Here is a 23,882-nt window from a genome sequence, read left to right on the forward strand (position 1 = left end):
GATTGAGGCCTTACGTGTGTTTCCTTTTTCACTGCTCCTTGTTTTTGCGGCTGTAGCGGATAACCGTCGCCTTCTCCAGCGTGATCATGCCGCCATCCATCATCTCGTCGATGCGGGGCATGATGGCGTTGATCCGCTCCTGACTGTCCACCACCTCGACGATCAGCGGCAGGTCGGCGGACAGGTCCAGGAGTTTTTGGGTATGGAACACGCTATGGGCGCCGAAGCCGCAGACCCCGCGCAGGACCGTGGCCCCGGCAAAGCCCTCCTTGCGCAGCAGTTCCACGAGCGCCTCGTACAGCGGCTTGCGGCCATAGCGGTCGCTCTCTCCGATGAATATCCGCATCAGCATCTTCTCGCCGATCAGTTTTGTCATCACAAACCTCCTTGGAGTATCGTTCGGACGGTAATAATACCCAGCCAGGTGAACAGCAGGCAGACCGCTACGCTTGCCAGCACATTGGCAAAAGCGACAAGGAACTGGCCATCCTCCAGCAGCTTGAAGGTCTCGTAGCTGAAGGTGGAGAAGGTCGTCAGTCCCCCCAGAAAACCAACGGTCAGCCCCAGACGCAACGTATCAGGGATGACGGTGCTGCGCAGGCCCAGTTCCATGACCAGGCCGATGAGGTAGGCCCCGATGATGTTGACGGCAAAGGTGCCGTAGGGGAATACCCGGCCGAGTTGGCTGTAGACCCAGCCCGAGAGGTAGTAGCGGGTAAGCCCACCCCCGGCGCAGAAGATGGCAATCGTGGCAGCGGTCTTCATCTGAAACCTCCTCCGTGCATGAAAAGTATAGCGGCCTTTCGGGCGATGTCACCACTGTTTTGCCAAGGCTCGCGTGAGCGGAATCCGCGGGATAAAAAAACTCCTACCTCGCATGTGAAAGGTAGGAGTCATCAGCTTTTGCAAGCGGTTGTGGCGAACTCCATCGCCGGGAAAAGTATGATACGGAACTATAGCCGACGGGGCCGTCCCGGTCAAGCGATAGCTCACCCGGAGCGGAAAACTAACTCAAGCCCTTCCTGATCTGGTACAACCCCTCGAGACTCAACCCGTTCTTCTCGTAATATTCCCGCTCCAGCTCTTCAACATAGAAACGGTCGAGACCGGAGTTTTCCAGGAAATCCTCCCGCAACCCCACATTGCGTTCGGCGATGATCTGGGGCAACAGGGAGTGGAGATACATGGCCTCCTTCTTGATGGTGAAGATGGTTTCATGGAAGATGTGGTCGGGGATATCGGCCTTGATGAGCCGTTTGTTCTTCAATTCCTCGATCACCTCGCGGCGCAGCGCCTCCTGGTCGGCCTTGGTGGTGAACCGGGAATAGAAGTTGCGGATCCGGTCGCGTACATGCTCCAGCAGCACCGATGAAATGCGTTCTTCCTGGTCGATTTTCTGGAGGTGCTGATTCAATTCTTCCGTGCTGCCGGTACGTTTTTCCACGGCCCTGAGCCCTGCCAAGAGGGCGGTTACCTTGCGCCGTCCGAAACGGCCCAGGTAGGCGTTATGGAACAGTTCGTGGATGAACAGCTCCTCGAAGCACCCCTCCCTGAGATTGTCAAAGGCGGCCTTGTGCTCCAGGAGTCCCTGGAGCATCTCCTCGTTGACCCGCACGTTCTCCATGAAGGCCAGTTGGCTGATCAGGTTCGAGACGCTGTCGAAACGGTCCAGGTAGGTGATGACGTAGGAAAATCCATCCATCAGCCCCGGGTCGGCGCCGTCGCGGATCTTTTCGTCGCATTCCTTGCTCGCGTCCAGCATGAGTTGGTCGAAGGAATGGTCGCGGTTCTCCACGGCCTTTTTCTTGGCCTGGATCAGGTTGAGCATGTCCTCGCGGTTGATCGGGCTTTCGATCTCCTTTTCCCTGAGGAAGATCCCCTGCAGCACCTCGCGGGTGGCGGCGATGTAGTCCTGTTCCTCGTGGTGGACCAGGTTGCGCCCTCGCTTGAGCATCTCGTCCAGGGTATAGAACAGGGCGCCGGGGATCTTGTTACGCACCGACAAGGTCTTGAGCCGGGTCAGCCGGGCATTGTCCAGATGGCTGATCTCTCCCTTGTTGTTGCAGGCCAGGAGGATGTTGCGGTATTCGTCCACGATGCGTTTGTTGGACGGATGGCGGTACATGGCGTCGATGCGCATGCGTTCCTGCTGATAGCGGTCGATCCGGTAGGTGGCCGCAAGCTTGACCAGGCGGGAGAAATCATCGTCGGCGATCTTCTTGTTGCGGTAGTAAAGGCTTTTGAAGAGGTCGCGATATTCCCGGTGGTGGCGGTTGATCAGCTTGATGATGAAGAGTTGGGCCGAATCGTCCCTGAGCAGCGGAAAGATGTTGGAGATAAGGGCGTCGTCACGCTCGTCGCCCACCGATTCCGAGCGCTTGATGATCTTTCCGAGGTTTTTGACCAACTCCTCCTGCTGGTATTTCAGTTTGCGGGAGAGTTGGTTGGAGTGGACGAAAAAATAGTAGTTGCAGACGGCGTTTCCCTCGAAAAAAATATTTTCGAAGCTCTCCTCCCCCTGGGTGCGGTCGCTGAAACGGATAGAGCCCGTGTCGTTGGAACGTGCCCCGTACATGACCAGGCGGTTGATGATGTCCGGTTTGGAGAGATCGGAGGAGGGTTGGTCGACGCCGAACATGTATTCGCAGAAATAGCCGCCGTTCCCCTGGTAGCCGATCCCCTCGGGGGAGATGATGAACTCGTTGCCCGGAGAGAAGATGCGGAGGTGTTCCTCCTCCTGGACGATGTTGAAGAAGTAACGCTGATAGGCATCGTTGCCCACCACCATGACGAAATACTCGACATGGCTGCCGACCTGCCCATGTAGCCGTATGTCCTTGTGCATACTCCCCCTCTCCTATCGCAATTACATTACATCGAACGCCATGCCATCGTAGGCGAATTCGAAACCGGGCGGCAGTTTGGCTTGTTCGCCGTGGAGCACTTCGTGGGTCAGGTGGGTGAGGACGACGCGGGCCGGCTTGATCGGTCTCACCGCGCTAATGGCCCCCTCGATGTTGAAATGGAACGGATGGGGCGTCCAGCGCAGCCCGTCCATGACCAGCACGTCGAGCCCCTCCAGAAGCGGTAGAGAGCTGGCGGGGATGGTACTGCAATCCGTCAGGTAGGCAAACGGGCCGATGCGGTAGCCCATGGCGGTGCCCTTGCCGTGCAGGAGCGGGATCGGGATGACCGTCAGCCCGAACAGATCGAAGGGGCCGGAGACCTCGTGGGCCGACAAAAGCGGCGTATAGCCCGATCCGTTGGCTTCGAAAAAGATATAGCGGAACCCCGCCCACAAGACCTGGAAGGTCTCAGGGGAGGCGTAGCAGGGAACGACCTCCTTGTGCAGAAAGTGGAAGCCGCGTAGGTCATCGATGCCGTTCACGTGGTCGGCATGGGGGTGGGTGAAGAGAACGGCGTCTACCCTGTCCAACCCCTCCCGCAGGGCTTGCCGTCGCAGGTCGGTGGAGGTGTCCACCAGGATGTTCCGCCCCCCGTGCCGAATCAGCAGGGAGGCCCGGGTTCTCCGGTCCTTCGGGTCGTCCGACGTGCATACCCGGCACCTGCATCCCACCATGGGAACCCCGGTCGATGTCCCGCTCCCCAGGATGGTTACCTTCATTCAACGTCCTTTCCGTAATATGCCTGGAAAATAACAGAAATCCCCGATGCAGGCAAGGCGGATTTCTTGAAACCCGTTACTGCTGCCGGCGTTTGCGGGCCCTGATGAACCGGTCCGGCTATGCCTTGGGGAGTGGGATCAAGAGCAGCGAGATCTTGCTCAGGGTGCAGATCCGGTGGGTGACGCTCCCCGCCCAGAAGGCCTCCATACCGGTTTTCCCATGGGTGGCCAGCACGATGAGGTCTACCCGGGCATGGCTGGCGGCCTTTGCAATCGTCTGTGCCGGATCGCCCCGCAATACGTGGGCACTTGCCGTAAACCCCTGTCTCCGCAAGGTTTCCAGTTGCTCCCGGAAGGTCTCCCGGGCATCCTGGGAGGCCATTTCGAGTATGCGGGACGTGGTGGCGGGAAGCATCCTGCTGGAAACCTTTGCCGTCCCCGACAGGGAGGCGAAACGGGGAATAACCATCATGAGGTGCAGGGCCCCGCCGCAGGCCCGGGCGATCTCCTCCGAAACCGGCAGGGCCTGGGCATGATCGGCGTCGCCGTCCAGGGGGACGAGGATGTTGTTGCAGGCGAACGCCGGCGCGCCGCCCTGGTCGTCAGGGTGGGTGATGAGGACCGGGCGGGAGCCCAGGGCAATGACCTTCTGGGCGATGCTCCCCAAAAACAGGTGAAGGGCCTGCCCGCGGCCGTGGGAGCACATGATCACCAGATCGTGCTCCAGTTCGTCCGCATGGGCAACGATGCTGTCGGCCACATCGTCCGCTTCCGCGGCATGCACGTGGCAGTCAACGACGGTCCCGGGGGGAAAGGCGCGTTGCGACAGGCGGCGCAGATAGGCCCCCGCATCCTCCGCATTCCTCAGGTGGGACTGGCCATGGACCTCGCTGGGGGCGTTTTTTTCCACCACATGGAAGAGCGTGACCCGGGCGCCGAGCTTGTCCGCCAGGAAGGCGGCGGCCGGCAGGGCCGCCTCGGCCAGGCGTGAGCCGTCTAAAGGGACAAGGAAATGTTTGAACATGGGATCACCCCGTTACCAGAGTCTTATAGAGGAGGTAGGCGTTGAGCGCAAGGATGGTTCCCGCGATCATTGTTGCTATGGCCGTCGTGATGCGTTTGTTGACCAAATCCCCCATGATGTCGGAGCTGCGGGTGAACATGACCAGGGGGATGATTGCGAACGGGAGCCCGAAGCTGAGCACCACCTGGCTGACCACCAGGGTGCGGGTCGGGTCCATGCCCATGCCGATAACGATCAGCGAGGGAGCCATGGTCACCAGGCGTCGCAGCCAGATCGGGATGTGCCGCTGCATGAAACCCTGCATGATCACCTGCCCCGCGCTGGTGCCCACGGTGGATGACGATAGCCCCGAGAGCAGCAGGGAGAGGCCGAAGATCCATTTGGCCGATGATCCCAGAAGCGGTTCCAGGGTCCGGTAGGCCTCCTCGATGGTGCCGACGGCGGAGTGCCCCGTGGCGTGGAAGGTGGCTGCCGCCATGACCAGCATGGCGATATTGACGAAACTGGCCATGCCCATGGCGATGACCACATCGGCGATCTCGAAACGGTACAGGCTTTGGAGCCGTTTTTTGTCCCGCACGACGATGCGTCCCTGGGTCAGGGCGGAATGGAGGAAGATGGCATGGGGCATGACGGTGGCCCCCAGGATTCCCGAGGCCAAAAGAACGCTTTCGGCCCCGGAAAAATGGGGGACGACGGCATGGTAGGCGACCAGACCCCAATCGGGCTTGACGATGATGGTCTCCAACAGGTAGCAGAGGGCGATCATCCCGACCATGGATGAGATGATCGCCTCCAGGGGGCGGAACCCGTAGCGTTCCATCCCCAGGATCAGCATGGTCGCCAGGGCGGTGAGCAGGGCGCCGACAAACAGCGGGATGCCCATGAGGAGTTGGAAGCCCAGGGCGGCGCCGAGGAATTCGGCCAAATCCGTTGCCATGGCCACGATCTCCATCAACAGCCACATGGCGACGACCACCGGCCGGGGGAAGCGTGCCCGGCACTGCTCCGCCAGGTTCATGCCCGTGGCAATGCCGAGTTTGGCCGAAAGGGTCTGGATGAGCATGGCCATGAGGTTGCTGGCCACGATCACCCAGACCAGGAGGTAGCCGAATTGGGCGCCCCCCTGGATATTGGTGGCAAAGTTGCCCGGGTCCACGTAGGCTACGCTGGCGATAAAGGCCGGTCCCAGAAACGGCATCAGGCGCGTCAGCCGGTTTGGGCGCGACTGGCCGTCCAGGATGTCCAGGGCGGTTTGGACGGTCCGGGAATCGGGAGAAACAGGTGGAGGGGTTTCTTCTTCCATAATGGGTGCCGTTTCCCCGCGGTCAGGTGCGCTCTGCGTCGCGGCTTGCCGCCGGATTGCGGAAGGTGCGAACCGCGTCGGCAGTATAGAGCGCCAAGCCGCTCCAGATCAAGATGAATGTCACCATGTGGGTGGGGGTGAACTGCTCCCCGTAGGCAAACACGGCCAAGGCGAACTGCAGGCTGGGGGTCAGGTATTGCAGGAAGCCGATGGTGGCCAGCCGCAGCCTGCGGGCCGCCGCGGCGAAGAGCAAAAGGGGCGTGGCGGTCAGGACACCTGCCAGGGGGAGCCACAGGGCGCCCTGGTCCACGGCCGCCGGGAAGGCCCCCTGGCCGTGTGCGTCGAGCCAGATCAGGTACGCCAGGGCCAGCGGCCCAGTCAGGATGGTTTCCACCAGCAGGCCTGCCAGGGATTCAACGCGAGCCGTCTTGCGCAGCAAGCCGTAGAGGCCGAAGGATGCGGCCAGGCCCAGGGAGATCCAGGGCACCGCCCCGACCCGGGCCGTCAGCAGGCCGACCCCGGCAACCGCCAAGAGCAGGCTGATCATCTGCAGCGGCCGCAGCCGTTCCCGCAGAAAGACCATGCCCAGCAGCACATTGACCAGGGGGGTGATGAAATATCCCAGGCTCGACTGGAGTACCTGACCCTGCTCCACGGCATAGATGAACACCAGCCAGTTGATGGTGATCAGGGTGGTGGAGCCGACCAGCGTCAGCAGCACGCGGCGCGACAGGAAGGCCGACCGTACTTCTCCCCAACGCCCCGAGATGGCCGTCAGGGCCAACAGGAAAAAGAGCGACCAGACGATGCGGTGGGCAACCACCTCCAGAGGGGGGATGCCGTGCAGCGCCTTGAAGTAGACCGGGAAAAACCCCCAGACCAGGTAGGCCAGAAAGCCGTAGATCAGGCCTTGGCGGAGCGGTTCCTGACGGGCGGGGGAGGACATGGGCCGATCCCGGTTCAGGAAAGGTCCGCCGCCCGGCCGCCGGTTACGGCCAGCAGGTCGGCCGGGGTGATGCGGAACAGGGCGTGGGGGGTGCCGGCCGCGGCCCAGACCTCGGGGTATTCCAAAAGGTCCCGGTCGATGACCGGATAAAGCTGCTCCAGGTGCCCCAGGGGCGGGATGCCGCCGATGGCGAAGCCGGTACGCTCCCGGACAAAGGCCGCATCGGCCTTGCCGACCGGTTCGCCGCAGGCCGCTGCCAAAAGCGCCTCGTTGACGCGGTTTTTGCCGCTTACCAGGGCCAGCACCGGATCCCCCGAATGGGCGCCCTTGAATATCAGTGATTTGACGATCTGGGCCACATCGCACCCGACCGCTTCGGCCGCTTCGGCGGCGGTGCGGGAACTGGCGGCCAATTCCTGTACGCGACAGGGGACCCCGGCCGCCTCCAGGGCCTCCTGCACCTTGCGGGCGCTGGGGCTGAGTTCATTATCGTGCATGGGTGGGTTCCTTCCTTCTTTGGATGTGTCAGGCAGGCTGCGGGGGACGTGCCGCCACCCGAGTAAAGAGATACAGGCCGCCGAAGATAAACGCCCCGCCCGCCATCTGTCGCAGGGTCGGCGGCTCACCGAGGAAAACGGCGGCCCACAGTATGGCCCCCAGGGGTTCGCCCAGGATGCTGACCGAAACCACCGAGGCCTGGACGTATTTCAGTGCCCAATTGAAGACCGTATGTCCCATGACCGTACAGACCAGCGCCAGCGCCAGAAACAGCAGCCAATCCCGGGGAGGGTAGCCGCCAAAGGGGGTTCGGGTGATCAGCGTTGCCGCCACCAGGGCCAGGGAACTGGTCCCGTAGGTGACGAAGGTATACCCCTCCAGGGGGATCCCCTTGCGCAGCCTGCGGCCGATCAGCAGATAGCCTGAGATCATCACGGCCGCCAGGAGCGCCAGCAGGTCGCCGATCAGCGCCCGCGGGCCCACCTGAAAATCGGCGGCCCCGATGATGATGCTCCCCGTAAGGGCCAAGAGCCCCCCCATGACGGCCAGGCGCGAGATGCGCTCCTTGAAGAAGAGCAGCGACCCGAGCACCACGAAGACCGGCTGGAGGGTCACCAACACTGTGGAACTGGCCACGCTGGTGTAGCCCAGGGAGGTGAACCAGGTCACGAAGTGCAAGGCCAGGAAGAGGCCGCTCAAGGCGGAGAGCGCCACTTGGCGTCGGTCGAGGGTGGCCAGTATCCTCCGTTTCATCAGGGTAAAGGGGGCCAGGGCCAGAAAGGTGAACAGCAGGCGGTAGGTGGCGATGATCAGGGGGGGCGCCGTGGCGAGCCGCACGAACAAGGCTGAAAAGGAAACCGCGACCACGGCGGCCATCACGGCCAGGTAAGGGTTGAGGGGCGGCTTCGGCATCAGTCGTTGATATACTGCAGGGCGTAGTTCACGTAGTTGTCGGCGGATTTCCCCAGCCAGGCCACCTCGTCCGGGGTCAGGTCGCGCTTGTACTTGGCCGGCGCGCCGATCCACAGGGTGTGGGGCGGGATGACCGTCCCCTCGGTGACCAGGGCACGGGCGCCCACCAGAGCGCCTTCGCCCACCACGGCATGATCCATCACCATGGCCTGCATGCCGATGAAGCAGCCGTTGTGCAGGGTGCAGCCGTGCAGGGTGACGCTGTGACCGATGGTGACGTCGTCGCCGATGATAAGCGGCGCGCCGGGGTCGTCGGCATGTTTTTTGTGGGTGACGTGCAGCATGGTCAGGTCCTGCACGTTGCTGCGGGCGCCGATACGGATACGGTTCACGTCGCCGCGGGCCACACAGTTATACCAGATGCTGCTCTGGGGGCCCATCTCCACATCGCCGATGATCACGGCGGTCTCCGCCACGAAGGCGGACTGGTCGATCTTCGGCTGGATGCCCTGGAACGGTCGGATCATTACTCGCCCTCCGGTAACGGTGAATGAAGGGATGAAGTATACGCATTTCGGGTGGGATTGGCAATAAATGCCTTGCAAATGCGGCTTTTGCCGAGCCTGTACCGATTTATTTACTTGTTGCACCGCCCCATATTTGGTATGTTTTACAGTCTCTGGGTAAGATCGGGAAAAGGAGATGGAGTGCGATGAAATTCACCAAAATGCAGGGCGCCGGCAATGATTACGTCTATGTGAACTGCTTCGAGGAGACGGTTGCCCATCCTCAGCAGGCGGCCATACAGGTTTCCAACCGCAACTTCGGCATCGGCTCGGACGGGCTCATTCTGATCATGCCCTCGGATAAGGCCGATGTGCGCATGCGGATGTTCAATTCCGACGGTTCCGAGTCCGAGATGTGCGGCAACGGCATCCGGTGCGTGGCAAAATACGCCTATGATCACGGCATCGTTTCGAAGACCGAGATCACCGCCGAGACCGGGGCCGGCATCCTGACCCTGCGACTGGTGCCGGGGAGCGACGGCACGATAGAAAAGGTCCGTGTCAACATGGGACCGCCGCGGCTGACCAGGGGCGAGATACCCATGACCGGTGACGCCGCCGCCAAGGTGATCGCGGAGCCGCTCACGGTCCTCGACCGCACCTTCCAGATCACCTGCGCCTCCATGGGCAACCCCCATTGCGTGATCTTCGTGGATGATGTGGAGAACTTCCCGGTTGCCACCTATGGGCCGTTGATCGAACATCATGAGCTGTTCCCGCGCCGCACCAACGTGGAATTCGTCCAGATCTTTTCGCGCAGCGAGGTGCGCCAGCGGACCTGGGAACGGGGGGCCGGCGAAACCCTGGCCTGCGGCACCGGTTCCAGCGCCGTGACGGCGGCATGCGTACTGAACGGCCTGACCGAGAGGAAGATCCTCAACCACCTCCTGGGGGGCGACCTGGAGATGGAGTGGGCCGAGGACGGCACTATCTACATGACCGGCCCGGCGGTAGAGGTTTTCAACGGCGAGATCAAGCTGTAGGGCGTCCCACAAAAACTTCCTTCTCTCCCCGCTTGCCCAAAGGGGAAGGTGATATACACTTATGCCACGTGCTCTTACCATCATAAATGTCCTGCTTGGAATTGTCATCATTGCCCTTTTGGCGGCCATCACGGCCGACGGTCTGGGGCGGCGGCTCACTTCCGCCTTTGTTTCCAAGGGCGTGGGAGCTGGCAAATCGGCACCAACGGCCGCGCCGCTCCCCAGGATCGAGGATCTGGCGTTTTACGCCCCGATTCTGGTCAACGGCCTGTTCGGCAAGGCCACCCAGGGACAGCTCACCCCGCTGGTGAACGCCCCTGCTGCGGCCCAGGCGGCCGCACCGGTGACCGCGCCGGCCGAACTGCTGCTGCTCGGCACGGCGACGGGCTCGTTCCGCGAAACCTTTGCCTTGGTGCGCAACACCGCCAAGCAGGAGGAACGCGTGTTCCGCCTGGGGGACATGGTCTTCGACGCCGGGCGTCTGGCCCAAGTGACCAAGGAACGGGCCTTTATCGTGATTAACGGCAAAAAGGTGGAGATATTGACCCCCATGAGCCCCCCTCCGGCCGCTCCGGCTCAACCGGGCACCCCCCAGGGAGGCGTGTCGGTCGCCAATATCGGCGGGGGAAATTTCGTGATCGACCAGCGGGCGCTTAACGCCGCCCTGGACAACCCGGCCCAGGCCATGAGCGATGCCCGCCTGCTCCCCAGCCAGAAGGACGGCAAGGTGGAGGGGTTCCGGGCCTCGGAGGTGAAGCCTAACGGCCTGTTCGCCCTGGTTGGCGTCAAGAACGGTGACGTACTCCTGCGGCTCAACGATTTTCCCATGGACTCGCCGGACAAGGCTCTGCAGTCGTTCATCGCCCTCAAGGGGCAGAGCAAACTCAAACTCGACCTTATCCGGGATGGACAGCCGGCGACATTCAACTACGATATACGGTGAATGGCCCCTCTTCCGGTTCATGCCTGAAAAGGAAAACCGTTTCTGCCGGTCATCAACGATTCCGCTGTTACGAAACAACGTGGAGGCACGCTTGAAACAGTACCTGATACGCACATTCTGCACCCTGCTTCTGGCAGGAATATTATTCACCTCGCCGGCTTTTGCCGCCCATGGGGTGGTGTTGAACTTCAACGACGTGGACATCTCCACAATGGTGAAGTTCATCAGCGACCTGACCGGGAAGAACTTCGTGATGGATGATCGGGTCAAGGGTAAGATCTCGGTCTATTCCCCCTCCAAGCTCTCCAACGAAGAGGCCTACAATGTCTTTACCTCGGTGCTGGAACTGAAAGGTTTCACGGTGGTGCAGAGCGGCAAGGTGTTGAAGGTCGTCCCTTCGGCAAACGCCAAGACCTCCGGCTTTCCCCTGTTGCCGTCGGGCAAGAGGCCGCCGGTCAACGACAGTTACATCGCCCAGGTGATCAAGCTGGAAAACATCTCTGCCCAGGAGGCGATTCCCTTCCTGCAGCCGCTGGTCTCCAAGGACGGCGGCATCTCGGCCTTTGGTTCCAGCAACCTGCTGGTGCTGGACGGGGCCATCAACCTGCGCAAGATTCAGGATATTTTGAAGATAATCGACACTGAAAAGACCCGTGAGGGGATCGAGATCATCTACCTGAAAAACGCCGCCGCCGAGAGCGCCGCCAAGACTATCCAGCAATGGCTCACGGGCAGCGAGAGCAAATCCACCGGGCAGCCGGGCGCGGCTCCGGCTGCGGCCTCCAGCGGTCAGGCAAACGTGCTGGCCGACCAGCGGCTGAACGCCCTTCTGGTGTTCGGCAGCGACAGCATCAAACATGCGGTGCGGGAGATGGTGGCCAAGCTGGACGTGCCGTCGCCCGAGGCCAGCAACAAGGTCAATGTCTATTATCTGGAAAACACCGACGCCACCGAGATGGCCAAGGTGCTGGACGGCGTCATCAAGGGGATGAGCAGCGCCGCCACGGCCACTGCAGGACAGGCGGCCGGCACGACGGCGGCGCCCCAGACGTCACCCTTCGACAGCGGCAAGGTCACCATCACCGCGGACAAGGCTTCCAACTCCCTGGTGATCATGGCGTCTCCCGCCGATTACAACAACCTGGTCCAGGTGATCAAAAAACTGGACCGGCGCAGCAAGCAGGTCTTCGTGCAGGTGTTGATCGCGGAGGTCTCGCTCTCCAAATCGCGGCAAGTGGGCATGCAGCTCGGCACCCTGGGGGTCAGCAGCATCAGCAGATATTTTGGCGTAGCCGGATACTATGACCCCTTCGGCGTTCTCTCCACCATTGAAACCGCCACATCGTCGATTTCGTCCACCAGCGGATTATCCAGTTTAGCCACGCCGGCGAACATCGGGGCCGTGCTCCAGGCCCTTGACTCCAACGGCTTGGTGAACGTACTCTCCACGCCCAATATCCTGACCTCGGACAACAAGGAGGCTGAGATCGTCGTGGGTCAGAACGTCCCGTTCCAGGGGTCGTCCACCGTTTCCTCCGGTGTCACGACCACCTCCATCGAACGCAAGGACGTGGGCATCACCCTGAAGATCAAGCCCCAGATCAGCGAGGGAGACTACATCCGCATGGACCTCTCCCAGGAGATCTCCGCCATCGGCTCCACGGTCACGGTCGGCAGCGGTTCCACGGACCGTATCACCACCAAGCGCTCGGCCAAGACCAATGTCGTCGTCAAGGACAATGAGATGATCGTGATCGGCGGCCTGATCCAGGACCAGGATGACGAAACCATAAGCAAGGTCCCGTTTTTCGGCGATATCCCCGGCCTGGGGTGGCTGTTCAAGACCAAGAGCAAAAGCAAGACCAAGACCAACCTGATGATTCTTTTGACCCCCCATATCGTCAAGGATAACTCCGACCTTACCGCGGTCTCCGACACCCAGCGTGCAAAATTCGGCGATGCCGCCAAGAGGGTCGAGCCGGTGGATCTGCAGAAGGAGATAAGCGGCAAATGAGTCCGAGCCTGCCCCCGGAAGAACTGGCCACCACCGCCCTGCGGCTGGGCATCGCCTGCCAACCCGAGATCGCGGTGGCCGAGGTCGATCCGGCCCTGTTGGCCCGGGTGCCGCTGACCTTTGCCCGGGCCCACGCCATCCTGCCCCTGCGGGAACAGGATGGGCGGATCAGGATCGCCCTCTCCAGCCCCGCGGCCCTCTTGGCCCTGGACGAACTCAGGCTTCTGTTCGGTAAGCCGGTGGAGGCGGTCCTGGTGCCGGAGGCCACCCTGGGAGACGCTATCAACCACGTCTACGGCAGCCTCTCCGGCACCGCCCAGGAGGTACTCCAGGAGTTGGAGGGTGAAGACCTCTCCACGGTGGCCACCGCGCTCAACGACCCCCAGGATCTGCTGGACCTTGCCGACGAGGCCCCGGTCATCCGGCTGTTGAACTCCATCCTCTCGGAAGCGGTCAAAGAACGGGTCAGCGACATCCACATCGAGCCCTACGAGCGCGATCTGGTGGTGCGCTTCCGCATCGACGGCATCCTCTACGAAAAGCTGACCCCCCCCAAGATCATCCAGGATGCCCTGGTATCCCGGGTCAAGATCATGGCCGGTCTCAACATCGCCGAGAAGCGTCTGCCCCAGGACGGCCGCATCCGCGTACTCGTCGCCGGCCGCGACGTGGACATCCGCGTTTCCATCATCCCTACCTACTACGGGGAGCGGGCCGTCCTGCGCCTTCTGGACAAGAAAAAAGGGGTGCTCTCCCTGGAGGACATCGGCCTGGGGGACGAAGGGGTGCGCACCATGGAGCGGGTGCTTGCCCGCACCAGCGGCATCATCCTGGTGACCGGCCCCACCGGCAGCGGCAAATCCACCACCCTCTACGCGGCCTTGAACCGGCTCAACACCAGCGAAAAGAACATCATCACCATCGAAGACCCGATCGAATACCAGATCAAGGGCATCGGCCAGATCCAGGTCAACGCCAAGATTGACCTGACCTTTGCCGCCGGCCTGCGCTCCATCCTGCGTCAGGACCCGGACATCATCATGGTTGGTGAGATCCGCGACGCCGAAACGGCCGAGATCGCCATCCAGGCCAGCCTCACCGGCCACCTGGTGCTCTCCACCCTGCATACCAACGATGCCCCCACGGCCGTAACACGCCTGGTGGACATGGGCATCGAGCCATTCATGATCGCCTCGTCCCTGACCGCGGTCATGGCCCAGCGCCTGGTGCGGGTGATCTGCCCCCACTGCCGCGAGGAATACCGGCCGGTGGAACAGTATGCCGGCATCACCCTGCCGGAGCGCCTCTACCGGGGCCGGGGCTGCGACAAATGCTACGGCCTGGGTACCATGGGGCGCAGCGCCATCTACGAGATCATGCCGGTGGACCAGGAGGTCTGCTCCATGATCATCAAACGCGCCCATGCCGGCGAGATCAAGGAATACGCCGTATCCCACGGCATGAAGACCCTGCGGGACGACGGCCTGGCCCGTGCCGCCGCCGGCGTCACCACCATCGAAGAAGTGCTGCGCGTCACCCAGGAAGACTATGCCGACGTACCGGTATAAGGCATACACCGGTGCCGGGGCCACCGTATCCGGCTCTATCGAGGCCGACACCGAACGCCATGCCCTGGCCGAGCTCAAGGGCAAAGGGCTCCTGCCCCGAGAGGTCAGCGAAGAAGCGGCCGGGAGCGGCACGTCCCGGGCCTTCTCTTTCAAACGGGGCATCACCACCGCCGAACTGTCCCTGTTCACCCGACGCCTGGCCACCCTGGTGGCCTCCTCCGTCCCTCTGTTCGAGGCCATGGGGTCGCTGCACGAGCAGGAGGAGACCGGCCCTCTCAAACAGGTGCTGGCGCGGGTGCGGGACCGGATCGCCGAAGGCGCCTCCCTGTCCCGTGCCCTGGCGGCCGAACCGCGGATCTTCGGCGAGAGCTTCGTCAGCATGGTGGCTGCCGGCGAGGCCAGCGGCGCCCTCGATGCCGTTCTGGACCGGCTGGCCGACTTTCTGGAGGAACAGGAACAGGTAAAGAGCCGGGTCGTTTCCGCCCTGGCCTACCCGATCCTGATGGTACTGGTGGGGAGCGGGGTCATGCTCTTCCTCCTGACCGTGGTCATCCCCAAGATCGTGGTCATCTTCGAGGAGAGCAAGGCCGCCCTGCCGCTGATCACGGTGATCCTGATCAAGCTGTCCCATTTCCTGCGGGGGTGGTGGTGGATCCCGGCCGGACTGATCATAGGCTCCGTGCCGCTCTACCGCTCCGCCATGCGGCGGGACAATCTGCGCATGAAGCGTGACCAACTACTGCTCCGATTGCCGGTAGCCGGCGGCATGCTGCAGCACCTGCTCCTGTCGCGTTTTGCCCGGGTTCTGGGGCTGTTGCTCTCCAGCGGCGTGCCGATCATCCGGGCTCTGGAGATCACCTCCGAGGTGCTGGTCAACCGGGTCTACCGCGCCTTTCTCCACGAAGTGATGGAGGAGGTTTCCCAGGGGGGCAGCCTGTCGGGAAGCCTGAAGAAGAGCCGCCTGTTTCCCCCCATGCTGGTTCATCTTGCCGGCGTGGGCGAACGGGGCGGCACCCTGGAGGAGATGCTGCTCAAGGCGGGCACCGCCTACGAGCGGGAGTTCAGCACGCGGCTGACCCGCCTGATGGGGCTGATGGAACCGCTGTTGGTCCTCGGCATGGGCCTGGCCGTCGGCGTCGTGGTCATGGCCGTCCTCTTGCCCATATTCGAGATGAACCAGTTGATCAAGTAGGGAGAGCCCCATGGACTTTACCAAAATGTTGCATAAATTCACGGTCGTTCCGTCGCTGACCGACGAGTTGGTTGCGCTCCAGCGGGTTGCCTACAACATCTGGTGGTGCTGGGAACCGGACGCCATCAACCTCTTCCGCCGCCTGGACACCGAATTGTGGGAAGCCACGCGCCACAACCCGGTTGAGATGCTGGGCATCCTCCAGCAGACCACCCTGGAGAGCCTGAAGAACGATGAAGGCTTCATGGCCCATCTCGCTATGGTGGACGAGAAGCTTTCCGACTATCTGGCGGAGAAAACCTGGTTCCAGAAGACCTGCAACGGCAGTTCCCAGATGAAGGCGGCCTATTTTTCCATGGAGTTCGGGCTGCATGAGTCGCTGCCGGTCTATTCCGGCGGTCTGGGCATCCTGGCCGGCGACCACCTCAAATCGGCCTCCGACCTGGGGCTGCCCCTGGTGGGCGTGGGGCTGCTCTACCGCCAGGGCTACTTCCGCCAGTATCTCAACAACGAGGGGTGGCAGCAGGAGTACTACCCGGAGAACGATTTCTACAACCTGCCGCTGACCCTGGAGCGGGACGCACAGGGAACCCCGCTCAGCATAGAGTTGGACTTCGGCCCCCGCAGATTCAAGGTGCACATCTGGCGGGTGCAGGTCGGCCGAGTGCCGCTCTACCTGTTGGACACCAATCTGGAGGAGAACAACCCCGACGACCGCCTGATCACGGCGCAGCTCTACGGCGGCGATCAGGAGATGCGCATCCTGCAGGAGATCCTGTTGGGGATCGGCGGCATTCGCGCCCTGCGCGCCCTGGGGATCATCCCCAACGTGTGCCACATGAACGAAGGGCATGCCGCCTTCCTGGCCCTGGAACGCATCCTGCTCCTGATGGAGAAACGGGGCGTCCGGTTCAACGAGGCCCTGGAGATCGTCAGAGCCGGCAACGTCTTCACCACCCATACCCCGGTGGAGGCGGGCATCGACCATTTCCCCGCCGAACTGCTGGATCGCTATTTCGGTAAATACTACCGCTCCCTCGGCCTGAGTCGCGACGATTTCCTCGGCCTGGGGCGCCAGAACCCGAAGAACCCCCAGGAGACCTTCTGCATGGCGGTACTGGCCCTCAAGCTGGCCGGCCACGCCAACGGCGTCAGCGAACTGCACGGCGAGGTCTCGCGCAAGATGTGGAAGAACACCTGGCCGGAACTGCCCGAGGAGCAATTGCCGCTCACCTCCATCACCAACGGCGTCCATACCCGCACCTGGATGTCCAACCACATGGCCAGCCTGCTGGTGCGCTACCTGGGGACCCGCTGGCTGGACGACCCGACCGACCACAACGTCTGGCGCCGTGTTTCAAAGATCCCGGACGCCGAGTTGTGGCGCACCCGCCAGAGCTGCCGCGAAAAGCTGGTGGATTTTGCCCGCAAGCGTCTCAAGGAACAGCTGGTCAAGGTGGGGGCCACGGTCAAGGAGATCGCCACGGCCGAGGAGGTCTTGGACCCGGAGGTGCTGACCATCGGCTTTGCCCGCCGCTTTGCCACCTATAAACGCGGCACGCTGCTGATGCGTGACCTGGACCGGCTGGCGCGCATCCTCAACAATACGGAGATGCCGGTGCAGATCATCTTCGCCGGCAAGGCCCATCCCCAGGATCAGGAGGGGAAGGAACTGATCCGCCAGATCAATCAGATCTCCGACTTGGAACGTTTCCGCCACCGGATCGTCTTCATCGAGGACTACGACATGGCGGTGGCCCGCCACCTGGTGCAGGGGGTGGACGTGTGGCTCAACACCCCACGGAGGCCCCTGGAGGCCAGCGGCACCAGCGGCATGAAGGTGGCCTTCAACGGCGGCCTCAACATGAGCATCCTCGACGGCTGGTGGTGCGAGGGGTACCAGGGCAACAACGGCTGGGCCATCGGCAAGGGCGAGGTCTACGAGGATACGGAGTACCAGAACCAGGTGGAGAGCCGGGCCATCTACGATCTGCTGGAAAAGGAGATCGTCCCCCATTTCTACGACCGGGGCAGCGACGGCATCCCCCGCTCCTGGATCGCCACCATGAAAGCCTCCATGCAGAGCCTCTGCCCGGTATTCTCCACCGACCGTATGGTGCAGGAATACGCCGGCCGCTCCTATACCCCTTCCTATCAGCAATGGAAACAGTTGGTGGACGACAACCTGGCCCTAGCCCTGGACCTGGCACGTTGGAAGGAGCGCACCTTCAATGCCTGGCCGCTGGTGCGCATCGAGGATGCCTCTGCCCAGGTCGCCGATGCCGTGGCGGTGGGCAGTCTCGTGCCGGTGTCCGCCAAGGTATTCCTGGGGGATCTTCCGGTGGAGGATGTGGCGGTGGAGGGGTATTTCGGCGTATTGGATTCAACCGGAAACATTCAGGGAGGGGAAACGGTCCCCTTGGAGAGTGTAACGCCGGCCGGCAACGGCCTCTACCTGTTCAGCGGCACCATTGAATGCCGCTTTTGCGGTCGGCACGGTTTCATGCTGCGGGTCATGCCCCGGCACAAGGTGCTGGGGAATGTGTACGAACCGGGGTATCTGCTCTGGGGATGACGGGCAGCCCCCTGCCCGTTTATTTGATTATTAACGTAACATAGGAACGACATGGACTATCTGGTCATACAGGTCGAATCACAACGTGTTCTTGCGGCCCGCTTCGGGGTTGGGGGCACGTCCCTCTCCTTTTCGGGGGCAGCCGAATTCGAAATAACCGAGGAACAGCCGCTCTCCGCTATCGCCGGCCGGATCGCAGCCGGTATCGACGGCGCGCCGCGCGTCGTGCTCTGCCTCTCCCCGACACTGTTCGCCCAGCGGGAGGTGGAGTTGCCGCTGGATAACCTGCGCAAGGTGCGGGAGGTGCTGCCGGGGCAAATGCAGGGCGAGATCGCCCTGCCGGTGGAAGAGGTCGTGTTCGATGCCCTCCCGCTCGAAAGCGGGCGCTACCTGGCCCTGTGGGCGCGCAAGGCCGATCTCGGCCACGCCATCGACACCTTCCGGGAGGCCGGCTGCGAACCGCAGGTGATCACATCCGCCCCCTTCGCCTGGAACTTCCTGCCGGAATGCCCCGCCGACGCCGCGGTGTGCGACGGCACCGCCCTGGCGATCATGAGTGGAGACCGGGTGACCTTCGCCCGCGCCCTTGACGCCGCCGAACCGCACCAAGGGATCACCGCCACCCTGGCGGCCCTGGAACTGGCGGAGGCACCGCTCCCTCCCCGGCTGGTCCTCTTCGGCGAACGAGCGGCCGAACTCGCAGCCAGCGGCGACCTTGCCCTGCCAACGGAGCGGCTGGAAATGCCCCATGCCCTGGCCCCCCTGTTTAAAACCGATCAGGCATTCCAACACCTGGCCGGGCTCCTGGCCGTGGCCCGGGCCTGCCAAGCCGGCGCGCTCCCCGACTTCCGCCGTTTGGAACTGGCCTGGACGGCCGGTGACGCCGCCCTGCGGAAAAAACTCATGGTAACCGCCTCCCTTTTGGCCGCGGCGGTTATCCTGCTGTTCGTCTCCCAGGGGCTCAAGTACCGGGCCGCGAAGGCCGATCTAACCTCCCTGGACAAATCCATAGCCGCCATCTACCGGGGGATCTTCCCCGGCCGCCCCAAGGCCGTGGATGAAGTGGCCGAGGTCAAGGGGGAGATCAGAAAGCTGGCCGGCCCAGCGGAGGGAAGCTCCTCCCTCGACGTATTCAAGAAACTGGCCGAAGCCAAGGGTACCACCATCAACGGCCTTTACGAGGCCGAGCTTGAGGGGGGGAACCTGCGAGTAAAGGGGGATGCCCGGTCGGCCCAGGCGGTCAACGAATTCAAGGCGGCCCTGGCGCCGTTCATGGCGACCGTGGAGTTGGGTGAGGTCAAAAGCCGCCCCGACGGCTCCGTGACCTTCACCCTGGTCGGCACGCTCAAGGAGGCCAGGAAATGATGAACCTGCTGGCAGAACTCCAAGACTTCTGGCGCGACCTGGACCGCCGCACCCGGCTCACGGCCGGATACTGCCTGATCGCCCTCCTGGCCGTCTTCCTTTTGTGGTCGGCCCTGGCCGGTCGCACTGCGGCCCTGGAACAGAAACGTCACGCGCGGGAGGCGGTGCTCAAAGAACTGCTGCCGCTCAGTGTTGCCTACCGCACGGCCAAGCAATCCTCCGACCAGCTAGCTGGGCGCATGGCATCGGTCCGTCCCGACGATTCCGTCGCCAAGGTCATCGACGAGATCGGCATCAAGGGCAAAGGGGTCAAGATCGCCCCGATCAAGGGGGAAGAGCGGGGCGGCATGCTGGAAGATGCCGCCGACGTGAGGATCGACGCTGTGACCGCCAATGAGGCCATCAACCTGATCTACCGCCTGGAAAAGGGGGGACGGCCGGTACTGGTGAAAAAGGCCAACCTGCGGGTTCGTTTCGACGACCCCTCCCGCCTCGACCTGGCCCTGATCGTCGCCCTGCTGAAACCGGCCCCCGGACAGCGCAAATGATACCACGGCAACGCCTGCTGCGGGTGGGCGGCCTGCTGGCGGCGGGTATAGCCCTCTTCCTGGCCTGCACCTACCTCTTCCTGCCCACGCAACGGGTGAACGAACTGATCGGCCGCCTGTTGGCCGATCAGGGACTTGCCCTGACTCCCGGAGCGCACAAAACCTTGCTCCCCGGCCTGGCGTGGCGCCAGCCGGTCCTCTCCTCCGACCAGGGGGCGCTGGCGCGCTTCGACCGGCTGGCCGTCCGGCTCCGGCTGCTGCCGCTGGCAACGGGGCACGCCGTGGTCGGCGTAACCGCGGCCCTGGGGGCGGGACACCTGGACCTGGGATACGGCATCAACGGCCCGGACGCCCTGGAACTCGCCGCCGACGGCATACAGTTGTCGGACATCCCGTTCTTCAAGACTGTCCTGGGCGCCACGGCCGGGGGAAGCCTCTGGAGCGAGGGGAGGCTTACCCGCAAATCGGGCAGGGTGTCCGGCGACCTAAAGTTGGAGGTGAAACAGCTGGCATTCACCGGGGTCAAACTGGGGGCCTTTCCGCTGCCCGACGCCGCGAATCTGCGTTGCCAGGGGATGGTACGGGTCACGAACGGCCGGGCGCGACTGGAGAGCTTCACCCTGCAGGGGGACGGCCTCTACATGCGGCTGTCGGGGGAACTCCCGGGTGGCGCCAATGCCGCGACGCTGCCGCTCAACCTGACCCTTGAGATCATGCCCAAGCCGGAGTTCATGGACAAACAGAAGCTGGTGTTCCTGCTTTTGGCCAAGTTCACGGCCTCGCCCGGCGTGTATAAGGTGCCGATCAGGGGAACCCTGCTCAAGCCGGTCATCATGTAAATATTAAGATAAAAGCAAAGCACTTCTGCCACAGAGACACGGAGACACAGAGAACGTCAAAGGCGGAACCTGCTTTACAAGGAAGACTGTCGCAAAAGCCTCACAAATCAACTTCCCCTACCCCGCAAGGGGGGAGGGGACTTTTCAAGTGCTTCCTGTTTATTGCTTTTCTCTGTGTCTCTGTGTCTCCGTGGCGGATGTTGATTTTGGTTTCAATCGGACGGTGAAAGCAATATGCGAATTGGACTGATGGGGGGCACCTTCAACCCGGTGCACCTTGCCCATCTTCACATAGCGGAGGAGGCGCGGGAGGCCTGTGCCCTCGACCGGGTGGTCTTTATTCCGACCGGTGACCCGCCCCACAAACCGTTGGCGGGGGAGGTGCCCTTTGCCCAGCGTAGCCGCATGGTCGCTCTGGCGATCAGCGACAATCCCTTTTTCGAACTATCGCTGGTCGAGGGTGAACGGGCCGGTAAATCCTATTCCATCGACACGATCCGTGTTTTCCGGGAGCGGTTTCCCCAGGATGAGCTCTCCTTTATCATCGGCAGCGATTCGTTCCTGGAGATCGGGCAGTGGTATCGTTTCCGGGAGATCTTCGCCTCCTGCAACCTGATCGTGGTGGAGCGGCCGGGCAAGCGCATCAGCGACCCGGTGGAAGCCCTTCCTGTTGCCATACGGGCAGAGTTCAGCTATACTTCCGGCGCACGCAGGCTGTACCATACTGCCGGCACCAGCGTCCAATTCCTTTCCGGCTACCCGCTGGATATTTCGTCCAGCGAAATCCGCGAGTTGGCAGCGGCGGGGCGTTCCATCGCCGATTTGGTGCCGCCGCAGGTGGCGGCCTACATTACAGAACAGGGGATCTACAACACATGCCGGTCACAAAAACGACAGTAGCAGAGAAACCGGTGCTTTCCTCCCAGGAGCGGGCATTGAAATGCGCCGAACTGGCCTATGACAAAAAGGCCTTCGACATCCGGGCCCTGGACATCTCGAAGGTCTCCTCCATCGCCGACTACCTGGTGATCATCTCCGGCAACTCGGACAAGCAGAACCAAGCCATTGCCGACGGCATCCGGACCGGCCTGAAGCAGTACGGCAAGATTCAGGATATCGAGGGGGAGAACGAGGGGAAGTGGATCGTCATGGATTACGGCGACGTGATCGTGCATATCTTCAGCGACCAGCTCCGTCATTACTACAAGCTGGACGAACTCTGGCACCTGGCACCGGAACTGGACCTGCCGGAGGAGATCAAAAGCGCCCGCAAGGAAGACGATTTTTGACAGGTTGTTGAAAAACAGCCATCTCGCCGTCGTCCTCGCAGGCCCTTTCGTGCGGCGTAGCGCTGCTACGCCTCCTCAGGGCCTGCTGCGGTTACGACGATCTGACTATTTTTGAACAACCTGAGTTTTCACAAGCCTGTTAATCTGACAAAACGGTACAAACGATGAAGCTCCGAGTCCTCTGGGTGGGAAAGAGCAAGGAAGAGTGGGTCAAGGAGGCGCTGGCCGACTATGCCGGGCGCATCCGCCGTTACTGCCCGCTGGAGTTGTGCGAGGTGCGGGACGAGAAGGGCGCCGAGGCCGAAGAGATGCGGCGGCGCGAGTGCGAGCGGCTGGAAAAGCAGATTCCGCCCGGAGCGACCCTGGTGCTGCTGGACGAGCGGGGCCGCCAGATGGCTTCCCCGGAACTGGCCGCCTTTATCGGGACACAGCGGGATGCCGGTATCGGTGAAGTGATTTTTGCCGTGGGGGGCGCCTACGGATTTTCCGAAGAATTCCGCAGCCGCGGGCGGCTGCTCTCCCTGTCGAAGATGACCTTTACGCACCAGATGGTGCGGGTGTTTTTGCTGGAGCAGCTCTACCGGGCGTTCAGCATACTGAATAACGAACCGTATCATCATTGACGAGTAAGAGGTTGTTGAAAAACAGCCATCTCGCCGCCATCCTCGAAAGCCCCTTCGTGCGGCGTAGCGCTGCTACGCCTCCTCAAGGCTTTCTCCGGGTGCGACGATCTGACTATTTTTGAACAACCCGAGTTTTTCAACAACCTGTTAAGCGAGACACCGTGGACGCTTCCCGAATTCGGGCATACCTGTATCTGGCGTTGTTTGTTCCAATCACCTTCCTCTTCGCCGCCAGCGCGCTTCTCGGCACCCTGCTGGACGGCAGCGGGAGGGTCTATGCCGTTCACGCCCGGCTCTGGGCGCGGCTGGCCCTTGCCATGGCCGGCGTCAGGGTGACGGTGAGCGGCAGCGAGCACCTCCCGGCCGGGCCGGTCATCTTCATGAGCAACCACCAGAGCAATTTCGACATCCTGGCGCTCCTGGCGGCCATGCCGCGCCAGATTTACTGGATCGCCAAGAAAGAGCTCTTCGATATCCCGGTCTTCGGCCCCTCCATGCGGCGCGGCGGCTACATTCCCCTGGACCGGGGCGACGGCCGCAAGGCGCTGAAGAGCATGGACAACGCCGCTGCGATCATCAGGGAGGGGAAGAGCGTGGTCATGTTCCCCGAAGGGACCCGCTCCCTGACCCGGGAACTGCTGCCGTTCAAGCGCGGCGGCTTCATCCTGGCGCGCAAGGCCGGCGTGCCGGTGGTCCCGGTCACGATCAACGGCAGCGGCAGGATCAACCCCGCAGGCCTGATCAGGCTTTCGAGCGGTGCAATCGACATCGTGCTGCACCCGCCGCTGGTGCTGCCGCCGGACATTTCAAAAAGTGAAGCCGAAACAGCGCTGATGGAGCGGACCCGTTCCACCATCGTTTCGGCCCTGGAGCATTGAATGGAAATCGGTTATCAGTATCTCGCGCTGGTCGTTGTCGGTCTCGCCGCCGTTATCTGGGGGTTGCCCGCGGCCCATCGCCTGCAAAAGCCGTACGATATCGCCGCCGCGCTGGCGGTCCTGGCCGGCGTCATCCTGACGGCGGTCGGCATCCTGTTGACCATAATCCCCTCATTTTTCAGGTGAAT

The 23,882-nt window shown here is 62.4% G+C and carries 24 protein-coding genes and 1 riboswitch; of the genes, 14 read left to right on the forward strand and 10 right to left on the reverse strand.

Annotated features, from left to right (window positions below; translation table 11 throughout):
- Positions 1 to 28 precede the first annotated feature (28 nt).
- The 10 genes from F6V25_RS00490 to F6V25_RS00535 form a co-directional block, all read right to left on the reverse strand.
- Complete coding sequence (locus tag F6V25_RS00490) at positions 29 to 376, reverse strand: DUF190 domain-containing protein (protein WP_151126169.1); 348 nt, start codon at positions 374 to 376, stop codon at positions 29 to 31.
- The gene (gene crcB, locus F6V25_RS00495) at positions 376 to 765 is read right to left on the reverse strand and encodes a fluoride efflux transporter CrcB (RefSeq protein ID WP_151126171.1); all 390 of its coding nucleotides are present in this window, start codon (positions 763 to 765) and stop codon (positions 376 to 378) included. Before crcB ends, F6V25_RS00490 begins: the two co-directional genes overlap by 1 nt.
- A gap of 115 nt (positions 766 to 880) precedes the next feature.
- A riboswitch (Fluoride riboswitch) is annotated at positions 881 to 942 on the reverse strand.
- Positions 943 to 1,006: 64 nt separating this feature from the next.
- The gene (locus F6V25_RS00500; RefSeq protein WP_151126173.1) at positions 1,007 to 2,845 is read right to left on the reverse strand and encodes a TIGR04442 family protein; all 1,839 of its coding nucleotides are present in this window, start codon (positions 2,843 to 2,845) and stop codon (positions 1,007 to 1,009) included.
- Between the two features lie 21 nt (positions 2,846 to 2,866).
- Positions 2,867 to 3,625, reverse strand: coding sequence for a GPMC system MBL fold metallohydrolase (locus F6V25_RS00505; RefSeq protein ID WP_151126175.1), 759 nt, complete (start codon positions 3,623 to 3,625; stop codon positions 2,867 to 2,869).
- 118 nt (positions 3,626 to 3,743) lie between these two features.
- Positions 3,744 to 4,649, reverse strand: coding sequence for a universal stress protein (locus F6V25_RS00510; RefSeq protein WP_151126177.1), 906 nt, complete (start codon positions 4,647 to 4,649; stop codon positions 3,744 to 3,746).
- Positions 4,650 to 4,653: 4 nt separating this feature from the next.
- On the reverse strand, positions 4,654 to 5,955 hold the full coding sequence (locus F6V25_RS00515) for an Nramp family divalent metal transporter (protein ID WP_151126179.1): 1,302 nt from the start codon (positions 5,953 to 5,955) through the stop codon (positions 4,654 to 4,656).
- 22 nt (positions 5,956 to 5,977) lie between these two features.
- Complete coding sequence (gene rarD / locus F6V25_RS00520; RefSeq protein WP_151126181.1) at positions 5,978 to 6,901, reverse strand: EamA family transporter RarD; 924 nt, start codon at positions 6,899 to 6,901, stop codon at positions 5,978 to 5,980.
- 14 nt (positions 6,902 to 6,915) lie between these two features.
- Positions 6,916 to 7,398 (reverse strand): YbaK/EbsC family protein, encoded by a 483-nt coding sequence (locus tag F6V25_RS00525; RefSeq protein WP_151126183.1) that lies wholly within the window; start codon positions 7,396 to 7,398, stop codon positions 6,916 to 6,918.
- 28 nt (positions 7,399 to 7,426) lie between these two features.
- A complete protein-coding gene (locus tag F6V25_RS00530; RefSeq protein WP_151126185.1) occupies positions 7,427 to 8,311 on the reverse strand; it encodes a DMT family transporter in 885 nt (294 codons plus the stop codon).
- Positions 8,311 to 8,838, reverse strand: a complete 528-nt coding sequence (locus tag F6V25_RS00535; RefSeq protein WP_151126187.1) for a gamma carbonic anhydrase family protein — start codon at positions 8,836 to 8,838, stop codon at positions 8,311 to 8,313. The genes F6V25_RS00530 and F6V25_RS00535 overlap by 1 nt, the downstream gene beginning before the upstream one ends.
- Positions 8,839 to 9,023: 185 nt before the next feature.
- On the opposite strand from F6V25_RS00535, the gene dapF reads away from it, so the two are divergent.
- The 14 genes from dapF (at position 9,024) to F6V25_RS00605 (ending at position 23,880) form a co-directional block, all read left to right on the forward strand.
- Positions 9,024 to 9,860 carry a diaminopimelate epimerase gene (gene dapF, locus F6V25_RS00540; RefSeq protein WP_151126189.1) on the forward strand — a complete coding sequence of 279 codons (837 nt, stop codon included), beginning with the start codon at positions 9,024 to 9,026 and terminating at the stop codon, positions 9,858 to 9,860.
- Positions 9,861 to 9,921: 61 nt separating this feature from the next.
- On the forward strand, positions 9,922 to 10,803 hold the full coding sequence (gene gspC / locus F6V25_RS00545; protein ID WP_151126191.1) for a type II secretion system protein GspC: 882 nt from the start codon (positions 9,922 to 9,924) through the stop codon (positions 10,801 to 10,803).
- A gap of 91 nt (positions 10,804 to 10,894) precedes the next feature.
- The gene (gene gspD / locus F6V25_RS00550) at positions 10,895 to 12,817 is read left to right on the forward strand and encodes a type II secretion system secretin GspD (protein WP_246166917.1); all 1,923 of its coding nucleotides are present in this window, start codon (positions 10,895 to 10,897) and stop codon (positions 12,815 to 12,817) included.
- On the forward strand, positions 12,814 to 14,385 hold the full coding sequence (gene gspE, locus F6V25_RS00555) for a type II secretion system ATPase GspE (protein ID WP_151126195.1): 1,572 nt from the start codon (positions 12,814 to 12,816) through the stop codon (positions 14,383 to 14,385). The genes gspD and gspE overlap by 4 nt, the downstream gene beginning before the upstream one ends.
- A complete protein-coding gene (gene gspF, locus F6V25_RS00560) occupies positions 14,366 to 15,577 on the forward strand; it encodes a type II secretion system inner membrane protein GspF (RefSeq protein ID WP_151126196.1) in 1,212 nt (403 codons plus the stop codon). Before gspE ends, gspF begins: the two co-directional genes overlap by 20 nt.
- Before the next feature lie 10 nt (positions 15,578 to 15,587).
- Complete coding sequence (locus F6V25_RS00565) at positions 15,588 to 18,152, forward strand: glycosyltransferase family 1 protein (protein WP_151126198.1); 2,565 nt, start codon at positions 15,588 to 15,590, stop codon at positions 18,150 to 18,152.
- A 51-nt stretch (positions 18,153 to 18,203) separates the two neighbouring features.
- Complete coding sequence (gene gspL / locus F6V25_RS00570; protein ID WP_151126201.1) at positions 18,204 to 19,517, forward strand: type II secretion system protein GspL; 1,314 nt, start codon at positions 18,204 to 18,206, stop codon at positions 19,515 to 19,517.
- Positions 19,514 to 20,065, forward strand: a complete 552-nt coding sequence (locus tag F6V25_RS00575) for a general secretion pathway protein GspM (protein ID WP_246166918.1) — start codon at positions 19,514 to 19,516, stop codon at positions 20,063 to 20,065. Before gspL ends, F6V25_RS00575 begins: the two co-directional genes overlap by 4 nt.
- Complete coding sequence (gspN, locus tag F6V25_RS00580; RefSeq protein ID WP_151126203.1) at positions 20,062 to 20,904, forward strand: type II secretion system protein GspN; 843 nt, start codon at positions 20,062 to 20,064, stop codon at positions 20,902 to 20,904. Before F6V25_RS00575 ends, gspN begins: the two co-directional genes overlap by 4 nt.
- A 234-nt stretch (positions 20,905 to 21,138) precedes the next feature.
- Positions 21,139 to 21,804: a nicotinate-nucleotide adenylyltransferase gene (nadD, locus tag F6V25_RS00585; RefSeq protein ID WP_151126204.1), complete on the forward strand. Its 666-nt coding sequence runs from the start codon at positions 21,139 to 21,141 to the stop codon at positions 21,802 to 21,804.
- Positions 21,780 to 22,193 (forward strand): ribosome silencing factor, encoded by a 414-nt coding sequence (gene rsfS, locus F6V25_RS00590; protein ID WP_151126206.1) that lies wholly within the window; start codon positions 21,780 to 21,782, stop codon positions 22,191 to 22,193. The genes nadD and rsfS overlap by 25 nt, the downstream gene beginning before the upstream one ends.
- A 164-nt stretch (positions 22,194 to 22,357) precedes the next feature.
- Complete coding sequence (locus F6V25_RS00595) at positions 22,358 to 22,816, forward strand: 23S rRNA (pseudouridine(1915)-N(3))-methyltransferase RlmH (RefSeq protein WP_151126208.1); 459 nt, start codon at positions 22,358 to 22,360, stop codon at positions 22,814 to 22,816.
- 161 nt (positions 22,817 to 22,977) lie between these two features.
- A complete protein-coding gene (locus tag F6V25_RS00600; RefSeq protein WP_151126209.1) occupies positions 22,978 to 23,694 on the forward strand; it encodes a lysophospholipid acyltransferase family protein in 717 nt (238 codons plus the stop codon).
- Positions 23,695 to 23,880, forward strand: a complete 186-nt coding sequence (locus tag F6V25_RS00605; RefSeq protein ID WP_151126211.1) for a hypothetical protein — start codon at positions 23,695 to 23,697, stop codon at positions 23,878 to 23,880.
- Positions 23,881 to 23,882 lie beyond the last annotated feature (2 nt).

The sequence above is a fragment of the Oryzomonas japonica genome, from assembly GCF_008802365.1.
GTDB classification, from domain to species: Bacteria; Desulfobacterota; Desulfuromonadia; order Geobacterales; family Pseudopelobacteraceae; genus Oryzomonas; species Oryzomonas japonica.

What these genes read in the sequence shown, in the direction of transcription:
- F6V25_RS00490 (WP_151126169.1), bottom strand. Translation starts at nt 376, where the DNA reads ATGACAAAACTGATCGGCGAGAAGATGCTGATGCGGATATTCATCGGA.
- crcB (WP_151126171.1), bottom strand. Translation starts at nt 765, where the DNA reads ATGAAGACCGCTGCCACGATTGCCATCTTCTGCGCCGGGGGTGGGCTT.
- F6V25_RS00500 (WP_151126173.1), bottom strand. Translation starts at nt 2,845, where the DNA reads ATGCACAAGGACATACGGCTACATGGGCAGGTCGGCAGCCATGTCGAG.
- F6V25_RS00505 (WP_151126175.1), bottom strand. Translation starts at nt 3,625, where the DNA reads ATGAAGGTAACCATCCTGGGGAGCGGGACATCGACCGGGGTTCCCATG.
- F6V25_RS00510 (WP_151126177.1), bottom strand. Translation starts at nt 4,649, where the DNA reads ATGTTCAAACATTTCCTTGTCCCTTTAGACGGCTCACGCCTGGCCGAG.
- F6V25_RS00515 (WP_151126179.1), bottom strand. Translation starts at nt 5,955, where the DNA reads ATGGAAGAAGAAACCCCTCCACCTGTTTCTCCCGATTCCCGGACCGTC.
- rarD (WP_151126181.1), bottom strand. Translation starts at nt 6,901, where the DNA reads ATGTCCTCCCCCGCCCGTCAGGAACCGCTCCGCCAAGGCCTGATCTAC.
- F6V25_RS00525 (WP_151126183.1), bottom strand. Translation starts at nt 7,398, where the DNA reads ATGCACGATAATGAACTCAGCCCCAGCGCCCGCAAGGTGCAGGAGGCC.
- F6V25_RS00530 (WP_151126185.1), bottom strand. Translation starts at nt 8,311, where the DNA reads ATGCCGAAGCCGCCCCTCAACCCTTACCTGGCCGTGATGGCCGCCGTG.
- F6V25_RS00535 (WP_151126187.1), bottom strand. Translation starts at nt 8,838, where the DNA reads ATGATCCGACCGTTCCAGGGCATCCAGCCGAAGATCGACCAGTCCGCC.
- dapF (WP_151126189.1), top strand. Translation starts at nt 9,024, where the DNA reads ATGAAATTCACCAAAATGCAGGGCGCCGGCAATGATTACGTCTATGTG.
- gspC (WP_151126191.1), top strand. Translation starts at nt 9,922, where the DNA reads ATGCCACGTGCTCTTACCATCATAAATGTCCTGCTTGGAATTGTCATC.
- gspE (WP_151126195.1), top strand. Translation starts at nt 12,814, where the DNA reads ATGAGTCCGAGCCTGCCCCCGGAAGAACTGGCCACCACCGCCCTGCGG.
- gspF (WP_151126196.1), top strand. Translation starts at nt 14,366, where the DNA reads ATGCCGACGTACCGGTATAAGGCATACACCGGTGCCGGGGCCACCGTA.
- F6V25_RS00565 (WP_151126198.1), top strand. Translation starts at nt 15,588, where the DNA reads ATGGACTTTACCAAAATGTTGCATAAATTCACGGTCGTTCCGTCGCTG.
- gspL (WP_151126201.1), top strand. Translation starts at nt 18,204, where the DNA reads ATGGACTATCTGGTCATACAGGTCGAATCACAACGTGTTCTTGCGGCC.
- F6V25_RS00575 (WP_246166918.1), top strand. Translation starts at nt 19,514, where the DNA reads ATGATGAACCTGCTGGCAGAACTCCAAGACTTCTGGCGCGACCTGGAC.
- gspN (WP_151126203.1), top strand. Translation starts at nt 20,062, where the DNA reads ATGATACCACGGCAACGCCTGCTGCGGGTGGGCGGCCTGCTGGCGGCG.
- nadD (WP_151126204.1), top strand. Translation starts at nt 21,139, where the DNA reads ATGCGAATTGGACTGATGGGGGGCACCTTCAACCCGGTGCACCTTGCC.
- rsfS (WP_151126206.1), top strand. Translation starts at nt 21,780, where the DNA reads ATGCCGGTCACAAAAACGACAGTAGCAGAGAAACCGGTGCTTTCCTCC.
- F6V25_RS00595 (WP_151126208.1), top strand. Translation starts at nt 22,358, where the DNA reads ATGAAGCTCCGAGTCCTCTGGGTGGGAAAGAGCAAGGAAGAGTGGGTC.
- F6V25_RS00605 (WP_151126211.1), top strand. Translation starts at nt 23,695, where the DNA reads ATGGAAATCGGTTATCAGTATCTCGCGCTGGTCGTTGTCGGTCTCGCC.